Annotated in this window: 17 protein-coding genes; 16 read left to right on the top strand and 1 reads right to left on the bottom strand. The window is 47.9% G+C overall.

The genetic code is table 11. From position 1 onward, the window contains the following. The 12 genes from T491_RS0100090 (at position 1) to T491_RS0100035 (ending at position 17106) form a co-directional block, all read left to right on the top strand. Positions 1-1518, top strand: a complete 1518-nt coding sequence (locus T491_RS0100090) for a RagB/SusD family nutrient uptake outer membrane protein (RefSeq protein ID WP_028902061.1) — start codon at positions 1-3, stop codon at positions 1516-1518. A 57-nt stretch (positions 1519-1575) separates the two neighbouring features. Next, the gene (locus T491_RS0100085) at positions 1576-3078 is read left to right on the top strand and encodes a glycoside hydrolase family 30 beta sandwich domain-containing protein (protein WP_028902060.1); all 1503 of its coding nucleotides are present in this window, start codon (positions 1576-1578) and stop codon (positions 3076-3078) included. 22 nt (positions 3079-3100) lie between these two features. Continuing rightward, positions 3101-5116 (top strand): DUF5121 domain-containing protein, encoded by a 2016-nt coding sequence (locus T491_RS15290; RefSeq protein ID WP_081773170.1) that lies wholly within the window; start codon positions 3101-3103, stop codon positions 5114-5116. Between the two features lie 180 nt (positions 5117-5296). Next, the gene (locus T491_RS0100075) at positions 5297-7546 is read left to right on the top strand and encodes a glycoside hydrolase family 3 C-terminal domain-containing protein (RefSeq protein WP_028902059.1); all 2250 of its coding nucleotides are present in this window, start codon (positions 5297-5299) and stop codon (positions 7544-7546) included. A gap of 230 nt (positions 7547-7776) precedes the next feature. Next, positions 7777-9450, top strand: a complete 1674-nt coding sequence (locus tag T491_RS0100070; RefSeq protein WP_028902058.1) for a DUF6377 domain-containing protein — start codon at positions 7777-7779, stop codon at positions 9448-9450. Between the two features lie 138 nt (positions 9451-9588). Beyond that, on the top strand, positions 9589-10923 hold the full coding sequence (locus T491_RS0100065; protein ID WP_028902057.1) for a TolC family protein: 1335 nt from the start codon (positions 9589-9591) through the stop codon (positions 10921-10923). 46 nt (positions 10924-10969) lie between these two features. Beyond that, complete coding sequence (locus tag T491_RS0100060) at positions 10970-12184, top strand: efflux RND transporter periplasmic adaptor subunit (RefSeq protein WP_028902056.1); 1215 nt, start codon at positions 10970-10972, stop codon at positions 12182-12184. Between the two features lies 1 nt (position 12185). Continuing rightward, the gene (locus T491_RS0100055; RefSeq protein ID WP_028902055.1) at positions 12186-12941 is read left to right on the top strand and encodes an ABC transporter ATP-binding protein; all 756 of its coding nucleotides are present in this window, start codon (positions 12186-12188) and stop codon (positions 12939-12941) included. Positions 12942-12972: 31 nt separating this feature from the next. Beyond that, entirely contained in the window at positions 12973-14190 is a 1218-nt protein-coding gene (locus T491_RS0100050) for an ABC transporter permease (protein WP_028902054.1), read from the top strand. 10 nt (positions 14191-14200) lie between these two features. After that, positions 14201-15223: a sensor histidine kinase gene (locus T491_RS0100045; RefSeq protein ID WP_033148329.1), complete on the top strand. Its 1023-nt coding sequence runs from the start codon at positions 14201-14203 to the stop codon at positions 15221-15223. Further along, positions 15220-15930: a LytTR family DNA-binding domain-containing protein gene (locus tag T491_RS0100040; protein WP_028902052.1), complete on the top strand. Its 711-nt coding sequence runs from the start codon at positions 15220-15222 to the stop codon at positions 15928-15930. The genes T491_RS0100045 and T491_RS0100040 overlap by 4 nt, the downstream gene beginning before the upstream one ends. Positions 15931-16104: 174 nt before the next feature. Next, entirely contained in the window at positions 16105-17106 is a 1002-nt protein-coding gene (locus T491_RS0100035; protein ID WP_028902051.1) for a class II fructose-bisphosphate aldolase, read from the top strand. A 57-nt stretch (positions 17107-17163) separates the two neighbouring features. Here the strand turns inward: T491_RS0100035 and ald are convergent, their stop codons facing one another. After that, positions 17164-18267: an alanine dehydrogenase gene (gene ald, locus T491_RS0100030; RefSeq protein WP_028902050.1), complete on the bottom strand. Its 1104-nt coding sequence runs from the start codon at positions 18265-18267 to the stop codon at positions 17164-17166. 127 nt (positions 18268-18394) lie between these two features. Here ald and T491_RS15280 point away from each other — a divergent pair, with 127 nt between their 5' ends. From T491_RS15280 to T491_RS0100010, 4 genes are all read left to right on the top strand, one after another. After that, positions 18395-20074 (top strand): family 43 glycosylhydrolase, encoded by a 1680-nt coding sequence (locus T491_RS15280; RefSeq protein ID WP_155949968.1) that lies wholly within the window; start codon positions 18395-18397, stop codon positions 20072-20074. A 3-nt stretch (positions 20075-20077) separates the two neighbouring features. Then, a complete protein-coding gene (tsaA, locus tag T491_RS0100020; protein ID WP_028902049.1) occupies positions 20078-20749 on the top strand; it encodes a tRNA (N6-threonylcarbamoyladenosine(37)-N6)-methyltransferase TrmO in 672 nt (223 codons plus the stop codon). A gap of 95 nt (positions 20750-20844) precedes the next feature. Continuing rightward, entirely contained in the window at positions 20845-21969 is a 1125-nt protein-coding gene (locus T491_RS0100015; RefSeq protein ID WP_028902048.1) for a tetratricopeptide repeat protein, read from the top strand. A gap of 92 nt (positions 21970-22061) precedes the next feature. Further along, on the top strand, positions 22062-22613 hold the full coding sequence (locus T491_RS0100010) for a hypothetical protein (protein ID WP_028902047.1): 552 nt from the start codon (positions 22062-22064) through the stop codon (positions 22611-22613). The last annotated feature ends 181 nt before the right edge of the window (positions 22614-22794 follow it).

Raw genomic sequence — 22794 nt, 5'->3', positions numbered from 1 at the left:
ATGAATAACAATATAGCAAAATATCTCCGTGCTGGCATCATGGGTTGTGCTCTCAGTGGTGTGATGGTTTCATGTTCACTCGATATGGATCCGATCTCTGATCCTACCGAACTCACCGAGGGTGTACTCACCGATTCTGTAGCTGCAGTACTGAAGGACAAGCAGGCAGCTGTCGACCAGCGCAAGAATCTGTATGAACTGCTTCGCAATCGTCAGGAGCACTGGTCGCTCGATCTGCTGCTCATCGCCGAAGCTCATTCTGACAATGCCTATGCAGGAACGACAGGTGCCGAGGTGGTGCCTTACGAGACCAACTCTATCGATGCGTCAAACTCTGTATTGAGCCGCGACTGGACCCGCTACCTGGCAGATATCGCACAGGCTAATGTACTGATTAACGGACTCGACGAGTTGCGTGCCAAGAATCAGGTAAGCGATGCAGAATGTCGCCAATGGCAAGCCGAAGGTAAAATCTTCCGTGCCCTTGTGATGTTTGATATGGCACGTCTGTGGGGTTCGTTCCCTGTAATCACAAGCATTGCCAAGACTATCACCAACGAGAATGTAGAAGAGGTTTATCCAACATACTATCCTCCCAAGATGACATCGGAGGAATGCTACCAGCAGGTCATCAAGGACTTGGAAGAGGCAGCAGTCGATGCACCCGACTTCTCTAATACAGACCGTACCCTGCTCACCAAGACCGTGGCTCAGGCCATGTTGGCTAAGGTGTATGCCGAACGACCCGTACAGGATTATAATAAGGTGATTGAATATGCAGAGAAGGTGAAGGCGACAGCCGGCCTGACACTCGAGGCTGACTATGCCACCCTCTTTGGCTACGATGCGGACAAGAAGGACTGTGTGAAGCGTAACACCAGCGAGGGCATCCTTGAAGTGCACTACTCTACAGGTAATGGCAACTGGGAGACCTGGATGTACGGTCGCCAGCTCGACGACTATGAGTACTATTTCACATGGGCCAAGTGGATCACGCCCTCACGCGACCTGATCCGCGACTTCACCGAGGAAGGCGACGAGGTGCGTTTCAATGAGAGTGTAGTTTACTACGAATGTACTTGGAACAACTACTACCCTGCTTCGCACTACCCCTTCATGTACAAGTGTCGCTCGTCATACCAGAACCGCTACAAGCTGCGCCTGGCTGATATCCTGCTGATGGAGGCAGAGGCCTATGCTCATCAGGGCAAGACACAGGAAGCAGCCGCACTGGTTAACCAGATTCGCAGTCGTGTTGGTTTGAAGGATATCGACGCTACTGGTGACATGGTAGAGAAAGTGCTTCATGAGCGCAGACTGGAGTTGGCATTCGAGGGTCAGCGCTGGTTCGACCTCTGCCGCAATGGCAAGGTTGAGAAGTACATGAATGCAGTCTATGCCAAAGACTCTGGTCGCCTAGCCCAGAAGCGCACCTTCGATGAGAACTCTTATCTGTTGCCTCTGCCACAGACTGCTCTCGACGAGAACATTAATCTTGAACAAAATCCTGGATATTAAAAGGAATTATGAAGTTTAGTAGTAAAGAAGTTAAGAATTAAAGCAATGAAAACAAATATGTCAATATTAAGCATAGCCACCGCACTGTTGCTCTCAACAACAGCTTGCACAAACAGTGCATCTATCGATGATAGTCCTCGCCCTGCCGGTCAGGGTAGTGAACCAACGCCTGCTGGTAAGGTTGCCACGATTTACACCACTACTGGCAGTGGCGCTCAGCTTCTCAATATGACTAAGGCTGAGATCTTCAATGGTAACAACATGGCACCATCAACCATCATCGTTGATCCTACACAGCAGTTCCAGACGATGGATGGATTCGGATTCGCCATCACCTACTCTACTTGTTACAACCTGCTCAAGATGAGTGCTGACGATCGTGCCGCTTTCCTGAAGCAGACATACTCTGAAACTGAGGGTTATGGTGTTAGCTATGCCCGTATCAGTATTGGTTGCAACGACTTCTCGTCGACCGAGTACTCACTCTGTGATGAGCCCGGTTTGGAGAACTTCCGACTCTATACCGACGAGACACAGTATGTGATTCCCATTCTAAAGGAGATTCTAGACATCAACCCCAATGTGAAAATCATTGCTGCGCCTTGGACTTGTCCAAAGTGGATGAAGGTTGCTGATATCGACACCAAGAAGGCTTTCGACTCTTGGACAGACGGACATCTGAACCCTGACTATCGTAAGGACTATGCCCAATACTTTGTAAAGTTCATTGCTGCTATGAAGCAGCAGGGCATCAATATCTATGCTGTCAGCCCACAAAACGAGCCTCTAAATAAGGCCAACTGCGCTTCGCTTTATATGCCTTGGCAGGAAGAGGCTCCATTCGTAGCCGAACTCGCCTCTGCATTCAAGAAGAATGGTATCGTAACCAAGATTTATCTCTTCGATCATAACTACAACTATGATAATATCGAGGATCAGCAGGACTATCCTGTTAAAGTTTACAATGCACTTGGCAACGAGTTCGAGGGCTCTGAGCTGGTGGTAGGTTCAGCATATCACGACTACGGTGGCAAAAACACAGAGCTCACCGATATCCACACTCAGGCACCCGACAAGGAACTCATCTTCTCTGAGTCGAGTATCGGAACATGGAACGATGGCCGTAATCTGTCAAAGCGTCTGATGGAGGACATGAAGAATGTCACACTGGGAACCGTAAACCAGTGGTGTAAGGCCGTATTGGTATGGAACCTGATGCTCGATATGAACATGGGGCCCAACCTGGATGGTGGTTGTCAGACATGTTTTGGCGCTGTTGATATATCAATGGACTATAAGACAATCACCCGCAATTCACACTACTATGTTATCTCTCACATGGCCAGCGTCGTTCGCCCTGATGCCCAGCGCATCGGTGTAACCCAGCGTTCACTCACTAAGAACGGGTTGGTTTACTCAGCTTTCCGCAACCCTGACGGCAGCTATGCAACTGTTGTTCTTAACAATTCCGATGAGAACATCACAGCCGTTATCAGCGATGGTCAGAACCACTTCCGTACCGTTGTTCCTGCCCAGTCGGTTGTTTCATGCAAATGGTAAGAATCATTGATAATAGATAATTATGAAGACTAAGATATCTCAAATAGGTAGCATGCTCTTGGGCGCAGCACTATGCATGCTCTCTTCGTGTATCAACGAAGATTATAAGAATATTGTACAGCAGGGCGATCCCCTGATTGGCATCAGCGCCTTGGGTAGTGTAGAAATGGGACAGACGGTTTCTTTCGATGTCAACTGTACAGACAAGACTGGTGAACGTCTTTCTACGCTCAAAGCCGAACTGCTGTTCACCAACGAGTCTGTTGACGAAGTGGTTATTCGTACCAAGGAAGCTGGCGACTACACTGTCAATCTCAACGTACCCTTCCTACAGTACATTCCCAACGGCGATGCAACCGTACGTCTCACGCTACAGAATGTGACTACCTCAAAGACGATTGTCGAGGTGCCTCTTACAGTAGAGCGTCCACACCTCGCAGAACTACAGTTTATAGCCGATGATGGTACTGCATTCGATATGACTGAGGGCGACGACTACCTTTATACTGCTACCATAAACACCAAACAGAACGCCTTCAAAGGTTACTTCATGACCAAGGATGAGAAGTGGAGCTTTGGTAGTAATGGTTCTGAGATTGAGCTGGGACAGAAAGGCAACATAGACTTCGTCACTAACGAAACAGGTAACGTAACCGTAAGTTTCAACATCTGTGATTATAGCTATGGTCCTAATGAAGAAATCAGTATTCAGCCTCTGAACTTCACAGAGTCAGATAACGTGATGACCCGTCAGTTGGAACAAGGACGCGAGTACACTATCGGTGGTATCGTTAATGAAGACTGGTTCATCGACCCCGACTTCTTTGAACTGAACGACGACGGCAACTATGTGTTCCGTGCTATTGACGGCACCTATACACTGACTGCATATAATGGATATAAGTTCCTGCAAGTATATAGCGGTACAGCCGACGAGCCTGCCACTCTACAGGCTGACGGATCTGGTGCTATCTGGGTGATTGGCGGCAACGGCATCAATAAGCCCTACCTCAACTCATCCAACAACAATGGTTGGTGGACAGGTACAGAATGGGATCAGGCAACGGCTCAGATTAAGGATAAGGTTTACCAGCTCACCCTCACTGTTGGCAAACAACTCTCTGCTACCGACATCAACTTCAAGTTCTTTGGACAGCCCAACTGGGGTATAGAGTTCAAAGGTGATGGCAGCGACTACTCGCTGGTATGCGACAACGACGTGTTTGGCGTGGGCGACGGTAATGGTCACGACAATGGTAACATCTATCTGAAAGAGGGTGTCACGCTGAACGAGGGCGATACCTATATCTTCACTATCGATCTGACAGGTGGCACGCAAAATGCGCCACTCACCATCAAAAAAGGAGCTGGTGAGGGTACACAACTGGTGACACTGGCTGACAAAGACCCACAAATCATGTCACTCAAGAAAGGAATGACCTTGCAGTTCGATGGTATCGTAAATAATGACTGGTACATCGATCCCGACTTCCTGAAAGCAAATGGTGATGGCACCTATACATTCCTTTGCATCAACGGTCAGTATGCTATTAAAGCTTATGCCGACTATCAATACGTACAGGTTTATCCTGTTAACGACGAGGGTAAACCAGCCACACTACAGGCAGATGGAACCGGTTCTGTTTGGATTATCGGTAGCGATTGCGTAAACAAGCCTTTCCTCAACTCAGGCAACAACAAAAGCTGGTGGACCGACCCCGACTGGGATCAGTGCATGGCTCCTATCGCCAAGGGGAAATATCGCATCACCCTTACCGTGGGTCAGCAACTCAAAGCCAGCGACATCAACTTCAAGTTCTTCGGTCAACCCACCTGGGGTATAGAATTCAATGGTAAGGGTGGAGAGTACCACCTCGACTCTGACAACGATTGGTTCCGTGTAAATGCAGCAGATAGCGACAATGGTAACATCTTCCTGAAGGACGGTGTGACACTCACAGAAGGCGACATCTTCGAGTTTACCATTGATTTGAGCGCCGGTATTGCCAATGGAATCCTCAACGTAGAGAAGAAATAAGGTACCTTACGACTATATTTCATCCACTTTTTCCCGTGTATAAATATATCGTAATTATCTAAAGTGCAAGAAGTTACGCTTTATACAAGGCGTAACTTCTCCACTTGTTTTGTTACATAACCTTGTGCGTATCTGATAATATTGTAATTTTGCAGTCGGAAACTTAAAACCCAAGTAGAAATGATGAAACTATTGTTTTCAACTTTGTTGCTTATGACGACTTCAGCCACTTCGCAGGCTCAGAGTCTGCCAGCTTATCTCGACGAGACTAAGCCCATTGAGCAGCGCATCGATGATGCTCTCAGCCGTATGACGCTCGACGAGAAGATTGCCGTGATTCATGCGCAATCTAAGTTTTCCAGCCCTGGTGTTAAACGTCTTGGATTTCCTGATTTATGGACTGACGATGGCCCTCATGGTGTTCGTCCTGATGTACTTTGGGATGAATGGGAGCAGGCTGGCCAGACCAACGATTCATGTGTTGCATTCCCTGCACTCACCTGCTTGGCTGCCACATGGAATCCCCAGTTGGCGCGTCTGTATGGAGAAAGTCTTGCAGAAGAGGCACTTTACAGAAATAAACATGTTATGTTAGGCCCTGGTGTAAACATCTACCGCACACCACTGGGCGGTCGCAACTTCGAGTATATGGGCGAAGACCCTTGGTTGGCCTCACGTATGGTTGTTCCCTATGTACAGGGACTCCAGTCAAAAGGTGTTGCAGCCTGTGTCAAGCACTATGCGTTGAATAACGACGAAGAATATCGCCATCAGGTTAATGTAGTCATTTCTGATCGTGCGCTCCACGAAATTTATCTCCCCGCTTTCAAGGCGGCGGTTCAGGAGGGTGGTGCCTGGAGCATCATGGGTGCCTACAATCTATATAAAGGTCAGCACAACTGCCATAACAGCATCATGCTCAACAAAATCCTGAAAAAGGACTGGGGCTTTGATGGAGTAGTCATCAGCGACTGGGGCGGTTGTCACAACACCGAAGAGGCCATCAATAATGGTCTTGACCTGGAGTTTGGATCATGGACCGATGGTCTTACCATGGGTGCCACCAATGCTTACGACAACTACTATCTCGCTTTGCCCTACAAAAAACTGATTCAAGAGGGCAAATATAGCACAAAGGAGCTCGATGAAAAAGTTCGTCGCGTGCTTCGTTTGTTCTATCGTACAACAATGAACCGACAGAAACCTTACGGATTTCTTTGCTCTGAGAGTCACTATCAGGCAGCACTTAGAATCGCCCAGGAGGGCATCGTTCTGATGAAGAATGATAAGATGAAAGAATTGAAAAACGAAACGTTGCTGCCACTTGATTTGTCAAAGACCAAGAAGGTTCTGGTTGTTGGCGAAAACGCCATCAAAATGATGACCGTTGGTGGAGGATCCTCATCGCTCAAAGCACAGCGTGAGATTCTCCCCCTCGACGGTATCAAAGCTCGCTTCGCAGGTATCGATGTTGACTATGTCCGAGGTTACGTAGGCGACACCGTTCAGAGTTACAATGGTGTGACTGTAGGTCGTTCACTCTACGAAACCCGCTCGCAGGCAGAGCTCACCGCCGAGGCAGTAGAAAAGGCTCGTCAGGCAGATGTCGTTATCTTCGTGGGAGGCCTTAACAAGAGTAACCATCAGGATTGCGAAGGTCACGACCGCAAGAACTACGAGTTGCCATACGCTCAGAACGAGGTCATCGAGGCTATTCTCAAAGTGAATCCCCGCTTGGTCTACGTCAACATCTCTGGTAATGGTGCTACCCTACCGTGGATCCAGAAGGTTCCCGCAGTGGTTCAGGCTTGGTTCATCGGTTCTGAAGCAGGCGAAGCTATCGCATCCGTTCTCGCAGGCGATGTCAATCCATCAGGCAAACTGCCATTCACCTGGTATGCATCACTCGACCAATGCGGCGCCCACGCCACAGGCAGCTATCCCGGAACTTGGCGCGATGATTATAAGATTATTGACGAGGAATATAAAGAAGGTATCTATGTAGGCTATCGCTGGACCGACAGCAGAAAGATTAAGCCGCTCTTCGCATTCGGACATGGACTCAGCTATACTACATTCAAGTTAGGTAAAGCCACAGCCAATAAAGCAGAGCTCACTGAAGGTGGTCAGATCAGTTTCACAGTACCCGTCACTAATACCGGCAAACGAGCTGGTAGCGAGACCATACAACTCTATATTTCCTCTAAGCGGAGTACAGTAGACCGTCCCGTCAAGGAGCTCAAGGCTTTTGAGAAAGTCAGCCTCCAGCCTGGTGAGACACGCAACGTAACCCTCACCATTGGTACCGACGCACTCAGTTATTACGACGAGACAACAAGCAACTGGCGCACCGAGCCAGGACGATTCGAAGCCCTGATCGGTACAGCCTCAAACCAGCTCCCAACCAAATGCACATTCCAGCTAAGATAGATTTCATACTCATACATAAGTATTAATTTTAGGTACATACATAGTTGATATTAGTTAGTAATTAGTAGTTCCAAAAAAAAGAAAGATTGTTACAGGATTACACAAAAAAGGTCTGGGAATAAAAATATTTCCAGGCTTTTTTTATTATTTCCTAAAAAATATGTATATTTGCACCCAAAACAATACAACTAATGATGACAGTGCATAAAGGAAAAATACTAAAATAGGAAATGAAAAAAGGACTACTAATTAGCATATTACTGATGATGTCCGGCATCATGTTGGCAGACAAGCAATTAGATCTGGAGGAATACTGCCGCCAGATAGACGAAGCAATAGAACATTCGGCCGACTATGTAGCTGCGCATGAGAAGAAAATCAATGAAGTAAGGCACGCACTGGCATTAGGAGCAAATGCTAAAGAAAAATACGAGCGGAATTTCCAGTTATATGAACTTTACAAACCATTTGTAAGCGATTCCGCCATGTATTTTCTGGGAGAGTGCATCAAGTTGGCTGATGGTATGGATGATGCTTCAAGTTCGGTCAAATGCCGTGCGCTGATGGCTATCAGATGTGCAAACATCGGTATGTATGATGAAGCACTCGACATCCTGGATTCTATCCGTCCGACAGGTATAGACACGTTATCGCTCGGCATCTACTACGAAGCTTATAATAATGTATACAGCGAGCTGGCCTACTATACACGACTTGACCACATGAAACAGAGGTACCAAGCCCAAGCCAACCGCTATAAACAGCTCATGTTCCAATTCCTCCCACCCACCTACGAGACCTGTTTCCTGCGACGCGAACAGCAAGCACAAGGCGAGGGGAAATTAGATGAAGGTATGCGCATTAACGATGAGTGGCTGAAAACCGTAGAACCAGGTAGCCATCCTTACGCAATGGTAGCCCTATACCGTTACATAGAATTCAAGTTGAGAGGCGACAAAGAACAGATGATACACTGGCTGGTAGAATCAGTACTGGCCGACATCCGCAATGCAGCCATGGACCAAGGTTCTATGTGGGAATTAGCTAATGAACTCATGCTTAGCGGTTATATCGACAAGGCCTCCAGCTACATCAGTTTTACCAGTGATTGCGCCAATCGCTATGGTTCGCGCCAACGTAACTGGCAGATAGCACCTCTACTCACACATATTGCCAAGAACTACAAGTCGCAAAGCGAACACACTACCAACCAGTTGCGTATAACGCTGGGAGCAATCAGTATGCTGCTGTTGTTATTGTTAGGTGTCTTATTCTTCCTGCATCGCCGCAACCGTCAGCTCGATACGGCACGAATGGCTTTAAAAGGAAAGAACGACGAGTTGGCCACCGCTAACAGTCAACTGGCCGAACAGACAAAAGAACTCTCAACCCTGAATGCCCAACTTTCAACCCTCAACTCTCAACTCTCTGAGAGTAACCGGGTAAAGGAGGAGTATATCGGACGGTTCATGAGTCTCTGCTCACAGTATATCGATAAACTTGACAACTATCGCAAAATGGTGAACAAGAAGATGAAGAACAAGGAGTTGGAAGATCTGTTCCTGATGTCGAAGTCGACAGAGCTAAAAGAGAAGGAGCTGGAGGAACTATACCAGAACTTCGACTCGGTGTTCTTGCATCTGTTCCCGAACTTCGTCAATGATTTTAACGCGCTTCTGCAACCAGAGATGCGCGTCACGCCCAAAGAAGAGAACCGGCTGACGACAGAAATCCGTATCTTTGCGCTGATACGCTTGGGCATTGAAGACTCATCAAAGATTGCTGAGTTCCTGCACTATTCGGTCAACACGATATACAACTATCGCGCCCGTATCAAGAACGGTGCCCTTGACAATCGTGAGAACTTCGAACGGCGTATCAAGGATCTGGGTATGATTCAATAATTAACAAAAAATTAAGAAAATATCATTTTATCGACTAATTGGCGGTTATAATCTACTAACCGTCAATTATTTGTATAAAAAATTTGGAACTTATCGATAAACTTCGTACCTTTGCCGACGAAATCAAATATGATTAATATGAAGAAAAGAGCGATAGTATTAGGTCTGGCCCTGCTGGCAATCACAGCATCGGCTCAGAAAAAATGGACTATGCAGGAATGTATTGACTACGCAATGGAGAATAACATCACCTTGCAGAAATCAAAACTGCAGAAACAGAGCGCTACCGAAGACCTGAAAGGTTCGAAAGGTGCGCTACTGCCTACTGTGAACGCCTCGACCAACCAGAGCATTGGTTATCAGCCATGGAAGGATTCGGGTGTATCTACCGTAACCAACGGTATGGTGAACACCAAGGTCGACAAGACCTACTATAATGGTTCGTATGCCATCAACGCCCAATGGACAGTGTGGAATGGCGGGCGCAATACCAACACCGTTAAGCTGAATCAGATAGCCGAAGAGCAGGCAGAGCTACAGACCCAAGAGACAGCCAACTCTATTCAGGAGCGCATCGCACAGATATATACCCAGATACTATATCTCGACGAGAATGTCAAGGTAAACGAGCAAATGCTGGAAACCGCCAAGAAAAACGAGGAGCGCGGTCGCGAAATGGTTAACGTGGGTAAGATGTCGAAGGCCGATCTGGCCCAGCTAACCGCCCAGCGTGCTACCGACGAGTACAACATCGTAGAGACACGCAGCCAACTGCTCAACTACAAGCTCCAACTGAAACAACTGTTGGAAATAACCGACGAGACAGAGTTTGATGTGGCCATCCCCGAGATTACCGATGCCATGGTGATGAAAGAGGTGCCCTCACTACAAAGAGTCTATGAACAGGCTTTAACCAATCGTCCGGAGATAGAACGTTCAAAGTTAGCCATCAAGAGCAGCGACGTCAACCTGAGTATCGCCAAAGCCGGATGGTTACCCACACTGAGTGTATCAGGAAGTTTCGGCACCAGCACCAATTCGTTGAGTTCCAATGGCTGGGGAAAACAGATAAAGACCAACTTCGATGCCATGGCAGGTGTATCGGTCAGTGTCCCCATCTTCGATGGTCGCTCAACCAAGACTTCTGTCAACAAAGCCAAAATCCAGCAGCAGTCAGCACAATTAGACTTATTGGATCAACAGAAGACCCTCTACTCCACCATACAGGAATATTGGCTGAACGCCCAGACCAACCAACAGAAGTATCGTGCAGCCAGCGCTACGGTCGAAAGCGAGCAGCAAAGCTATGATCTATTGTCAGAACAGTTCCGACTGGGATTAAAGAATATTGTAGAACTGATGACTGGGAAGGACAATCTCCTGTCGGCTCAGCAGAACCAGCTGCAGTCTAAGTACCAGACCATCTACAACCAGCAGATGTTGAAGTTCTACGAAACAGGAGAAGTAAAATAGTGAATAGTGATTAGTGAATAGTGAAAAGTGAATAGTGATAAGACATATGAAAAAAATCGGTAAAAAAGGATGGATAGGCATTGGCGTTGTGGCCGCCATCATCATTGTAGCATTGGTAAAATGCACAGGAGGTAAAAAGGATGAGAAAATTACCTTCGACACCGCCAAGGTAGAAAAGACCAACATCCAGACCAGTATTACCGCTACTGGCACCATCGAGCCAGTGACAAGTGTAACGGTAGGTACTCAGGTTAGTGGTATCGTCAGTCATCTGTATGTCGACTATAACTCAGTTGTCAAGAAGGGTCAGGTGATTGCCGAACTCGACCGTACCAATCTGATCAGCGAATTGAATACCGCCAAGGCCAACCTGAGTAGCGCACAGAGTTCGCTCAATTACCAGTTAGCTAATTATAATAGGTATAAGGAACTGCACGAAAAGGGATTGGTAAGCGCCGACGAATACGAGAGTGCCAAACTGCAGTATCTGCAGGCCAAGGAGCAGGTAAACTCATCGAAAGAGAATGTACAGAAAGCACAGACCAACTTAGGTTATGCCACCATTACATCACCTATCGATGGTGTCATCCTCTCAAAATCTGTTGAAGAGGGCCAGACCGTGGCAGCATCTTTCAATACACCAGAGCTGTTTGTCATCGCTCAGGATCTGACTGACATGCGTGTGATTGCCGATATCGACGAGGCCGACATAGGTGGTGTAAAGGAAGGTCAGCGTGTTAGCTTCACTGTCGATGCTTTCCCCGATGATCAGTTCGAGGGACGTGTCACTCAGGTGCGCCAGCAGGCTACCACAGAGAGTAATGTAGTGACCTACGAGGTTGTTATCTCTGCGCCTAATGCAGATTTAAAACTGAAACCTGGTCTGACTGCCAATGTGACCATCTTCACACTCGAAAAGAACGATGTGCTGGCAGTCCCCGCCAAGGCGCTACGCTTCCAGCCCAACGAGGCCTTCCTCCAGAAGGGAGAGACCATCGAGGACTGCGAGGGCGACCACAAGCTATGGACCAAGGAGGGAACAGTATTTAAAGCCCACAAAGTAGAGATCGGCACTACCAATGGTATGATGACCGAGATAATCAGTGGCATCAAGGAGGGTACAGAGGTTTTATCAGACTTCAACATCAGTGGTGGTGCTGCCGAAACCGAACAACAGCAGGCTGGTAACCCATTCATGCCACGCCCAAGAAACAATAACAACAAGAGTGGTCAAAATGGTGGCGGAGCCCCAAAGAGATAATATGGAAGAAGATAAGAAAGTAGTCATCGAACTGCAGAATGTGAAGCGTTACTTCCAGGTAGGCAGTGAGACGGTGAAAGCCTTGCGCGGTGTCTCGTTCAAGATCTACGAGGGCGAGTTCGTGACCATTCAGGGCACATCGGGCTCAGGAAAGTCAACCCTCTTGAATCAGTTGGGTTGTCTCGACACGCCCACCAGCGGCGAATATCTGCTGGATGGTGTCGCTGTTCGCACCATGTCGAAGATACAGCGCGCCAAACTGCGTAATCGCAAGATTGGATTCGTGTTCCAGAACTACAATCTGCTGCCCAAGACCACAGCTCTTGAGAACGTAGAGTTGCCGCTGATGTATAACTCAGAGATTTCTGCAGCAGAACGCCGCCAGAAGGCGATGGAAGCCCTGAAGGCTGTTGGATTGGAGGACCGTATGTACCACAAGTCGAACCAGATGTCGGGTGGTCAGATGCAGCGTGTAGCTATTGCCCGCGCCCTGGTTAACGACCCTGCTGTACTATTAGCCGACGAGGCTACTGGTAACCTCGACACACGTACCTCATTTGAGATGCTGGTGCTTTTTCAGGAGCTCTACCGTCAGGGGCACACCATTATCTTCGTGACCCACAACCCTGAAATCGCCGAGTATTCGAGCCGTAACATCAATCTGCGCGACGGCAAGATTCGCGAGGACACCATCAATACCAATATCAAGTCGGCAGCCGAAGCGCTGGCGCAGTTGCCAGCTCCACAGGATGATTGATTAGTAAATAGTGATTAGTGAATAGTGAATAATGAATATACTGAATCTGTTTAAAGTAAGTCTGAAGGCCGTAGCGAACAATAAGATGCGCTCGTTCCTATCCATGCTGGGTATCATCATCGGTGTGGCAGCAGTCATCATCATGATGAGCATCGGCCAAGGCTCAAAGGAGAGCATCCGAGCCGAACTATCAACGATGGGCACCAACCTGCTCACTATCCGTCCGGGTGCTGATATGCGAGGTGGTGTGCGCCAAGACCCGTCGAGCATGCAGACTCTGAAGATGGCTGATTATGAGCGTATCATTCGCGAGAAGCGCTTTGTCACCAAGGTATCGCCCGAGGTTACCGCCAGCGGTCAGGCCATCTATGGCAGCAAAAACACTAACGCCTCGATGTATGGTGAATCTATCGACTATCTCGACATCCGTCTGTGGACCATCGAGGAAGGCGAATGTTTCACCGAAGAGGACATCAAGAAGGCCGCTAAGGTCTGTGTGGTAGGTGCCACCATCGTCAAGGAACTGTTTGGCGATAATGTCGACCCTATTGGAAAGACAATCCGATTCAAGTCAATCCCCATGCGTATCATCGGTGTACTCAAGTCAAAAGGTTACAACTCGTGGGGCATGGACCAGGATAATGTGATTATTGCGCCTTACACTACAGTCATGAAGCGCATAGCCGCCCAGACCTATTTCTCAAGCATTGTCTGCTCGGCCGTTACCGAAGAGCTCTCTGATGCAGCTATTGAGGAACTTACTCAGATTCTGCGCGGCAATCACAAACTGAAAGATGATGCCGACGATGATTTCACCATCCGTTCACAAGCCGAGATGATGGAAACCATGTCGAGTACCATGGACACCGTAACCATCATTCTGGTGGTAGCAGCAGCCTTCTCACTGCTTGTAGCAGGTATCGGCATCATGAATATCATGCTGGTATCGGTTACCGAGCGCACCAAGGAGATTGGCTTGCGCATGGCAGTAGGTGCCACGGGTCCTGTCATCTCATTGCAGTTCCTCATCGAGTCGGTTCTGATATCCGTCACAGGAGGACTGATAGGTGTGATAGTGGGGGTTGGAGCCAGCACGTTTGTAGCCTCTTTCGGCATGCCATCGAGCGTACCAGCCTGGAGTATCTACGTATCATTCCTGGTTTGTGTGTTTATCGGCGTTCTGTTTGGCTATATCCCAGCCCAGAAGGCAGCAAATATGGATCCTATAGAAGCCATCCGTCATGAATAACTAAAAAATTATGAATAAACATTTAGCAGGCTTATGCCATGTAGCCCTTTGGGCATTTATGTTCCTGTCGCCTCTTACATACTGGAGAGGCACAGGAATCAAGTTTTTGCAGTACCTGATGTATTGCATGCAGCCAGCAATGCTGATGATAGTATTCTATCTGAACTATTTGTATCTGGCGCCTAAGCTCTTCGTGGCAGGCAAACATCGCTACGACCTTCTCATCAACGTGGCAATGATTACAGTATTTAGTATCACACTTCACTATTGGACCGGCTTTACCAATGACATCTTCGGTGTACACCTGCGTTTCGACGACGCGATTAACGATGTGACCAACATCCTGCGCGAGGGTCTGAACTTCTGCATCTTTGCTGGTGGTTCCACCGCACTGGCCTTGGCACGCAAATGGGTTACAGCCGAACAGAAGCTGAGGGAATCAGAGACAGCACGTGTCCAAAGCGAGCTGAAGAATCTGCGCTCACAGATCAACCCCCACTTCCTGCTAAATACACTGAATAACATCTACGCCCTGACTGCCATTGACCAATCGCGCGCTCAGGATGCTATCCAACAGCTCTCGAAAATGCTGCGCCACCTGCTCTATGATAATCAGGAGCGCGAAGTAACGCTGACCGACGAGATGACATTTATCGAGAATTACATCAACTTGATGAAGATTCGCTTAGCACAGAATGTTGAGGTAACGTTCCACCGTCAGGTAGCACTGCCCAGCATCAAGGTTGCCCCACTTATCTTCATCTCACTGATCGAGAATGCATTTAAGCATGGTGTCAGTCCCACCGAGCCCAGCTTCGTACATATCAGCATCACAGCTACTGAGCATGAGATTATGTGTCAAATAGAGAACTCTTACCATCCCAAGACGCATGAGGACCGCAGCGGTCACGGTATCGGACTCAGTCAGGTACAACGCCGACTCGAGCTGTCCTATCCCGGATGTTATACCTGGGAGAAAGGCGTATCCAAGGATCAGAAAATTTACACTTCAACTATACATATTTATTTATGATGATTACATGTGCCATTATCGACGATGAGCCTCTGGCAGCAGGTCTGCTGGAGAGTTACGCCAAAAAGACTCCCTACCTGAGTCTTGAAGGTACTTACAACAGCGCCATTGAGGCGATGAAAAACCTACGTGAAAACCCAGTCCAGTTACTGTTTCTCGACATTCAGATGCCCGAACTGAGCGGCATTGAGTTTGCCAAGATCCTACCAAGAGAAACCAAGGTAATCTTTACCACGGCATTCCCTCAGTACGCCATCGAGGGATTTAAGGTTAAGGCACTCGACTATCTGCTCAAACCTATCTCGTTCGACGATTTTCTGAAATCAACCGACAAGGCGCTCGAGTGGTTTAGTATCTCTAACAAGCAGGACGTGTATCGCCGCGACCGCTTCATGTTTGTCAAGAGCGACTATAAGCTGCAGCGCGTATGTCTCGACGACATTCTGTATATCGAAGGTCTGAAGGACTATGTCCGCTTCTACATGAAAAACGATGAGAAAGTCATGTCGCTCATGTCGATGAAAAAGCTTGAGGAGTATCTGCCCAAGCCCGAGTTCCTGCGTACCCACCGCTCGTTCATCGTTCACATGACCGAAACGCCTACTGTAGAGCGTTTCCACATTGTGTTCAACGGTGTCCAGATACCTATTTCTGACAACTATAAGGACGACGTTCAGAAGTATTTCGACGAGCATACGCTGGTATAAGATTGCAAACTGCGTTTTACAAAAGGTAAAAAAGTAGAAGGGAAGAAAAGTAAAAAAGTGATAAAATAAGAACTCATTAGTAACTTTTACCCTTTTACTTCTTTACCTTTTTACTTTTTTTTGTACCTTTGCAGGCGTTAAAGTGGCAATTATTCATTTAAACTTTTAGATATTATGGTTAATTACAAGGAATTAGGACTCGTGAATACTCGCGAGATGTTCAAGAAGGCAGTAGCTGGTGGCTACGCTATCCCCGCTTTCAACTTCAACACCATGGAGCAGATGCAGGCTATCGTACAGGCTGCTGTTGAGACCAAGTCACCTGTTATCATGCAGGTTTCTAAGGGTGCTCGTAACTATGCTAACGCTACTATTCTGCGTTACATGGCTGAGGGTGCTGTAGAGTATGCTAAGGAGCTGGGATGCGAGCATCCTGAGATTGTTCTTCACCTCGACCACGGTGATAGCTTCGAGCTCTGCAAGGATTGTATCGACATGGGCTTCTCTAGCGTTATGATCGACGGTTCTTCACTGCCCTACGAGGAGAACATCGCCCTGACCAAGAAGGTTGTTGACTACGCTCACCAGTACGATGTAACTGTTGAGGCTGAGCTCGGCGTTCTGGCTGGTGTTGAGGACGAGGTTGTAGCTGAGGAGTCTCACTACACCAAGCCTGAGGAGGTTATCGACTTCGCTACACGCACAGGTTGCGACTCTCTGGCTATCTCTATCGGTACTTCACACGGTGCTTACAAGTTCAAGCCCGAGCAGTGCACACGTGACCCCAAGACTGGTAAGCTCGTTCCTCCCCCACTCGCATTCGACGTTCTGCACGAGATCGAGGCTAAGCTTCCTGGATTCCCCATCGTTCTCCACGGATCATCTTCAGTTCCTCAGGACGAGGTTGACACCATCAACAAGTTCGGTGGTAACCTGCCCGACGCTGTAGGTATCCCCGAGGAGCAGCTCCGCGAGGCTTCTAAGAGCGCTGTTTGCAAGATCAACATCGACTCTGACTCTCGTCTGGCTATGACTGCTGCTATCCGTCAGTACCTGGCTGAGCACCCCGATCACTTCGATCCTCGCCAGTACCTGAAGCCCGCTCGTGAGAACATGAAGAAGATGTACATCCACAAGATTGTGAACGTACTCGGTTCAGACGGTAAGCTCGGATAATCGATTATTCGATACTTCTAAATAAGAACCTCCGCCAGTTGGCGGAGGTTTTATTTTTTATGCTATGGGTTCGTACGGCAAACCGAACACATCGGCTACAGCCTTGAATGTCACCTTGCCTTCAACGATGTTCAGACCCTTGGCCAGTGCTGGATCGTCCTTACAAGCCTGCTGCCAGCCCTTGTCGGCCAAAGCTATAGCATAGCGCAGCGTGGCGTTGGTAAGAGCGAGTGTCGAAGTGTTAGGCACAGCGCCCGGGATATTGGCCACGCAATAGTGTACAATACCTTCTTCGGTATATACCGGCTCGCTATGCGTGGTGGGGTGCGATGTCTCAAAGCAGCCACCTTGGTCGATAGCCACATCCACCAAAACGGTACCCGGTTCCATCAAGCGTAGCATGTCGCGTGTAATCAGGTGTGGCGTCTTGTCGCCTGGCACCAGTACACTACCCACTACGATATCCACCGTAGGCAACATCTGTCGGATGTTATGTTCCGACGAATACAAGGTATGCACGTTGGCGGGCGTCTCGATGTCGAGCTGGCGCAGTCGGGGTAACGAGATGTCAGCAATGGTCACGTCGGCACCCAGTCCGGCAGCCATCAGTGCAGCAGCCTCACCTACCACACCACCGCCAAGCACCAACACCTTGGCAGGACTTACACCAGGCACGCCACTAATCAGCTTGCCCTTTCCGCCCTTGGTCTTCTGCAGATAGTAGGCACCATTCAGCGTAGCCATACGTCCTGCCACCTCACTCATAGGTTGCAGCAACGGCAGCGAACCGTTAGGCAACTGCACCGTTTCATAAGCCAGACATACCGCCTTGCTCTTCAGCATCGCCTCTGTCAATTCCTTTTCACAGGCAAAGTGGAAATAGGTAAACAGCAACTGACCGGGCCTTACCAACTCATACTCGGGCTCAATCGGCTCCTTCACCTTCACTATCATGTCGCACTCGCGATACACCGCCTCGATAGTTGGCAGGATGCGTGCGCCGGCCTTCACATAGTCGTCGTCGCTGAAGCCGCTCCCATCGCCTGCCGTGTGTTGTACACTCACCTCATGGCCACGACGTGTCAGTTCGGCTACTCCCGCTGGGGTCATACCCACACGGTTCTCATTGTTCTTGATTTCCTTTGGAATTCCTACTTTCATAAGCGTTTATGTTTTAAATTAGCGTAACTATGGTGCGAATATACGAAAAAATCTGTTATGTGATACACACTTTCAAACTTTTTTTGTATTTTTGCACGCAAGTTATCAACCTAAGATTATTAAACAGATGAAGACAAATGTACTGAAACTGACCCTTGGCGCAGTATGCTGCACACTGTTCGCCACATCGTGCAACCAGAAAGCTGCTGTTGCGCCTGTTCAAGAAGTTACTACGCTCAGCACCGTAGGCAACCCCTATCTGCCCCTGTGGGAGCACATCCCCGATGGCGAGCCTTACGTGTTCGACGATCCCGACAATCCTGGCAAGAAACGTGTGTACATCTATGGTTCGCACGACAATCTGAAGGATATGTATTGCGGCCGCGACCAGGTGGTATGGTCGGCATCGGTCGATGATCTCAATCATTGGCGCTACGACGGTATCATTCTCATGGTCAACAAGAACGCCCGTGGCGAAGCCTTCGATTCTGCCGGCACTGCCGACGTACTGTTTGCCCCAGATGTTGCCTGTGCCACCGACACCACAGGTCAGAACACCTATTACCTCTTCCCCAACGACCAGACAGGCGGTCGCAATGCGCTGATAGCCAAGAGCAAGCGCCCCGACGGTCCTTTCGAGGTATGCAACTGGAAGGAGAACAATCCCAACCAGGTTGAGGGCGTCTATGGTTTCGACCCCGCAGTGTTTGTCGATGACGACGGTCGCGTGTATGGCTACTGGGGATTTGAGCATTCCTATGCTGCAGAGATAGATCCTTCGACCATGTGCACCGTCAAACCCGGCACTCAAATCATCGACGGCATGATTTCAAGCAGCAAGGAAGAGGGGGTATTCAGATTCTTTGAGGCATCGAGCCTCCGCAAGATCCAGGATAAGTACGTGTTCATCTATAGTCGTATCAGCGAGGAGGGCGAGTTTGGCTTGCCTGCCACCAATTACACCCTGGCCTATGCCTACAGCGACCAGCCGCTGGGTCCCTGGACCTATGGCGGCACTATCATCGACGGTCGTGGCCGCGAGGTGAATGAAAAGGGCGACACCATTGCCTCTGCTGTTCCCCACGGCAACACCCATGGCTCCATCTGCGAGATCAATGGTCAGTGGTACGTGTTCTACCACCGTCAGACCGGCACCAACGAATATGCCCGTCAGGCTATGGTGGCCCCAATCCAGGTGTTAGTAGAACCCGGCAAGGGCGGTAAGGTAGAGATCAGCGAGGGTGAGTATAACAGCAATGGTTTCTCACTGAACGGCCTCGATCCCTTCGAGCGCCATTCCGCAGGTATCGCCTGCTGGCTCACTGGCCCCAAGCCCGTCGTTCACGAGTATCCCAACAACATCTTCTCGGGTTCGTATGTCGAGGCAGGCTATGGCACCGACTCAAACTTCGACGAGCCCTATAGCATCAAGAACAACACCAACCGCGTGGTTAACAATACCGATGGTTCTATTGTTGGCTATAAGTACTTCAACTTCGACGCCAAACGTCTGGCCAACAAAGCCAATCTATTCCTCTGTATCAACCTCGTTCCAGAGGGTATCGACGGTACGATCGACATTATGCTCGACCGTCCTTGGGCCTCACAAGGCGGTAAGAAGATCGGGCAGCTGGAACTGAAGGCCGACATGATGAACGAAACCTATGCGGCGGCAGCAGGCATCACTAACGAAGCCAAAGAGAAATACCTCGCCGGCAAGCATGCCCTCTACTTCGTCTTCAAGTCAAAGACCAAGAACAAGTCGATCTGTACACTCGAAGACTTTGTTTTCCAATTCCAGGATTAGAGTATGGAAATACAGCCCATAGCCCATTTCGAATCGCCATTTCCCACAAAGTTTGGTATTCCTCGTCAGAGCGGATTAGTACCCGATCTGACGGGGCGTATCATCCTGGCCCCGGCATACCGTCAGATCGATGCTGTACGCGGCATCGAAGCCTTCGACTACCTGTGGATAGTATGGGAGTTCTCGGCCAACCGCGATGCTGAGAAGAGCCTCACCGTTCGTCCGCCCCGTTTAGGCGGCAACCAGCGCATGGGTGTTTTTGCCACCCGCTCACCATTCCGTCCCAACAACCTCGGTTTGTCGTGCGTGCGCCTCGACCGTGTGGAGAACGACCCCAAACTTGGTCCCGTCATCTACGTGCGTGGTGCCGACCTGATGGATGGCACACCTATCTACGACATCAAACCCTATGTGGCCTATGCCGATGCCCATCCCGAAGCCCGCAGTGGCTTTGTCGATCAGACCGAGTGGCAGCCCCTTCAGGTAGAGTTTCCCGATACGCTGGCAGCCCGCATCCCTGCCGACAAGATAACCTCACTCATCGCCACCCTCGAGCAAGATCCTCGTCCCCGTTACCACGATGATCCCGACCGTATCTACGGCATGCCTTTCCTCAGATTCGACATCCGCTTCAAGGTTGCAGGCCATGTCTTAACCGTGGTGGATGTGGTATAACTCAACAAATACCAATCATTCACATTATTATATACAAATACTTCAGAAACTTTATTATTACAACGATGTACAGACTATTGTTAACACTCATTACAATGGCGTTTTATCTTGCCGCAGGGGCTCAGAATGACGAAATAACCAGGCAACAGGCAGATAAGTTAGACTCACTCACCATTAAACTGATGAACCAACAAAGATACGCAGACGCCATCAAGGCCAAAGAGCGCGAGTTGTTTATTCTTAAATCTCTATACAGCGAGAAAGACTCTTCTTATATCAAAGAGTTGGCATTCTCTGCAAAACTGTATTTTAGGGACAAACAACCACAAAAAGCAGCAGACACCATAGAGAAAGCAATACAACTATATGGGGATAATATCAGTAACAGCAACTCAATGTATGCCTTCTATCTTGATAACCTCTCCCTCTATCAGATTTCATTTGAGGAGTATGCCAAGGCAAAAGAAAACTGCAGGAAGGCACTGACCATTTATGAGCAGTTGAACCGAAACGATTATGACCTCGCCATTATTCTGATGCGCATGGCAGAATCATGCCATTATAACGGAGATCATCAGGAAGCCTTGAAACATGAGTTACGAGCACTGAATGTCATTAGGAATGTACTGGGAAAGCATTCTGACGAATACATCGACGAGCTGCCATTCCTTCAAAAATACTATTTGGCTATTGATGACCAGAAAAGAGCTCAAGAAACAGAAAAAACAATCGAGAAACTAAAAAAAGAGAAGGCCGACGGTATCGTTGATCTTCCAGAACCTATCAAATTTACAAGCGATGCCATTTGTAGGGATCACAACTCTGATGCCATGAAGTGTATCCAGTACTATCTTACTCATAAGATAAGTGCCCCTCAGATTAATCAGGCTGCACAGTATATCATTAACTGGACAGAAGCCAGTGCCGATGTGAACATCCCTGTAGGAGAAGAGATAGCTTCGTTAGCCACCTCAGAAAAGACCTTGGCTTACTTTGTGGCTTATCTTGCCTCGTATAGCTATTATTGTCTGGAAGATAACATGAAGGAACTTGACGAGAAGCATTTCAACTATGCTATCGACATTCTGCTTCAGTTCTATGTGCCAAATAGTGAGTTGACTGGCAAGGTTGATTTACTGGAGAACTATCTGAAATTACAGAAGAAAGGTAAATTGGAGAAAGAGTTAAATAAAGTATTTGCAGCTCAAAAGCCACAATAATTTAAAAGCATTAAAACGATATTGAGGCTTGTTTAGATTGTTATTGTGAGCCCTTCTATCATGAATTTATGGTATCAACAAGGAGATAACTGATGATTAAGCCTATTATTAAAACGGCAATTAAACTTCTAAACAGAAGAGACGTAAAAAGAACAATTATTATTGCAATAGCAGTAATACTTGTTTTCACAATTTATATTGTGAGTAATAGTATTCAATTCAAATCATCTATAGAATTTAAAATCATAGGTTGGTCGACAGTTGATAATAGTTTTTCGATAGCTGAGCGAAATAGCATATCTTATGCTTTGTTGGGGAACTTCAAATTCCAAAATAGAAAAGTTAAACTTCCATATTCGGTATACGATTTTAAAAAGAACAAGATTCAAAGTCTTAATCGGGAAGTGAAAGAATATGGTAATTGGAAAATCATTAGCAGAAGACCTGATTCCATTCAGATAGAAGATTGCAAAGCTTTCTTTAGCGGGAGATATGGCGTTGAATTTGGTATAGCAAAAGCTTTCCCAGGAAGTCATCATCCAGACACGTTATGGGTATTACTTTCCAATGATTCTACTCATATAGTCTTAAACAAGCTGTCCTCTTCCGTCCCCTATGAATTATATAGAAAATGGCTGGAATAGGGAGGAGAAGTCAAGGGGCGGAGAAAGTGATTATTACAAACAATATATTACAAATGAAACTGAAATTATTCCTACCATTATTGCTATCTGGAGCGATATCGGTCTATGGTCAGATTAATCTGTCTGGCATGGTGCCAGAATCGACCGACAGTTTGCAGAAATGCAAAATCCGCTACTTCTC

Source organism: Prevotella sp. P6B4, from assembly GCF_000619985.1.
Lineage (GTDB): Bacteria > Bacteroidota > Bacteroidia > Bacteroidales > Bacteroidaceae > Prevotella.
The sequence above is the reverse complement of the archived record's forward strand: the minus strand, read 5'-3'. Positions and strand labels throughout refer to the sequence as shown.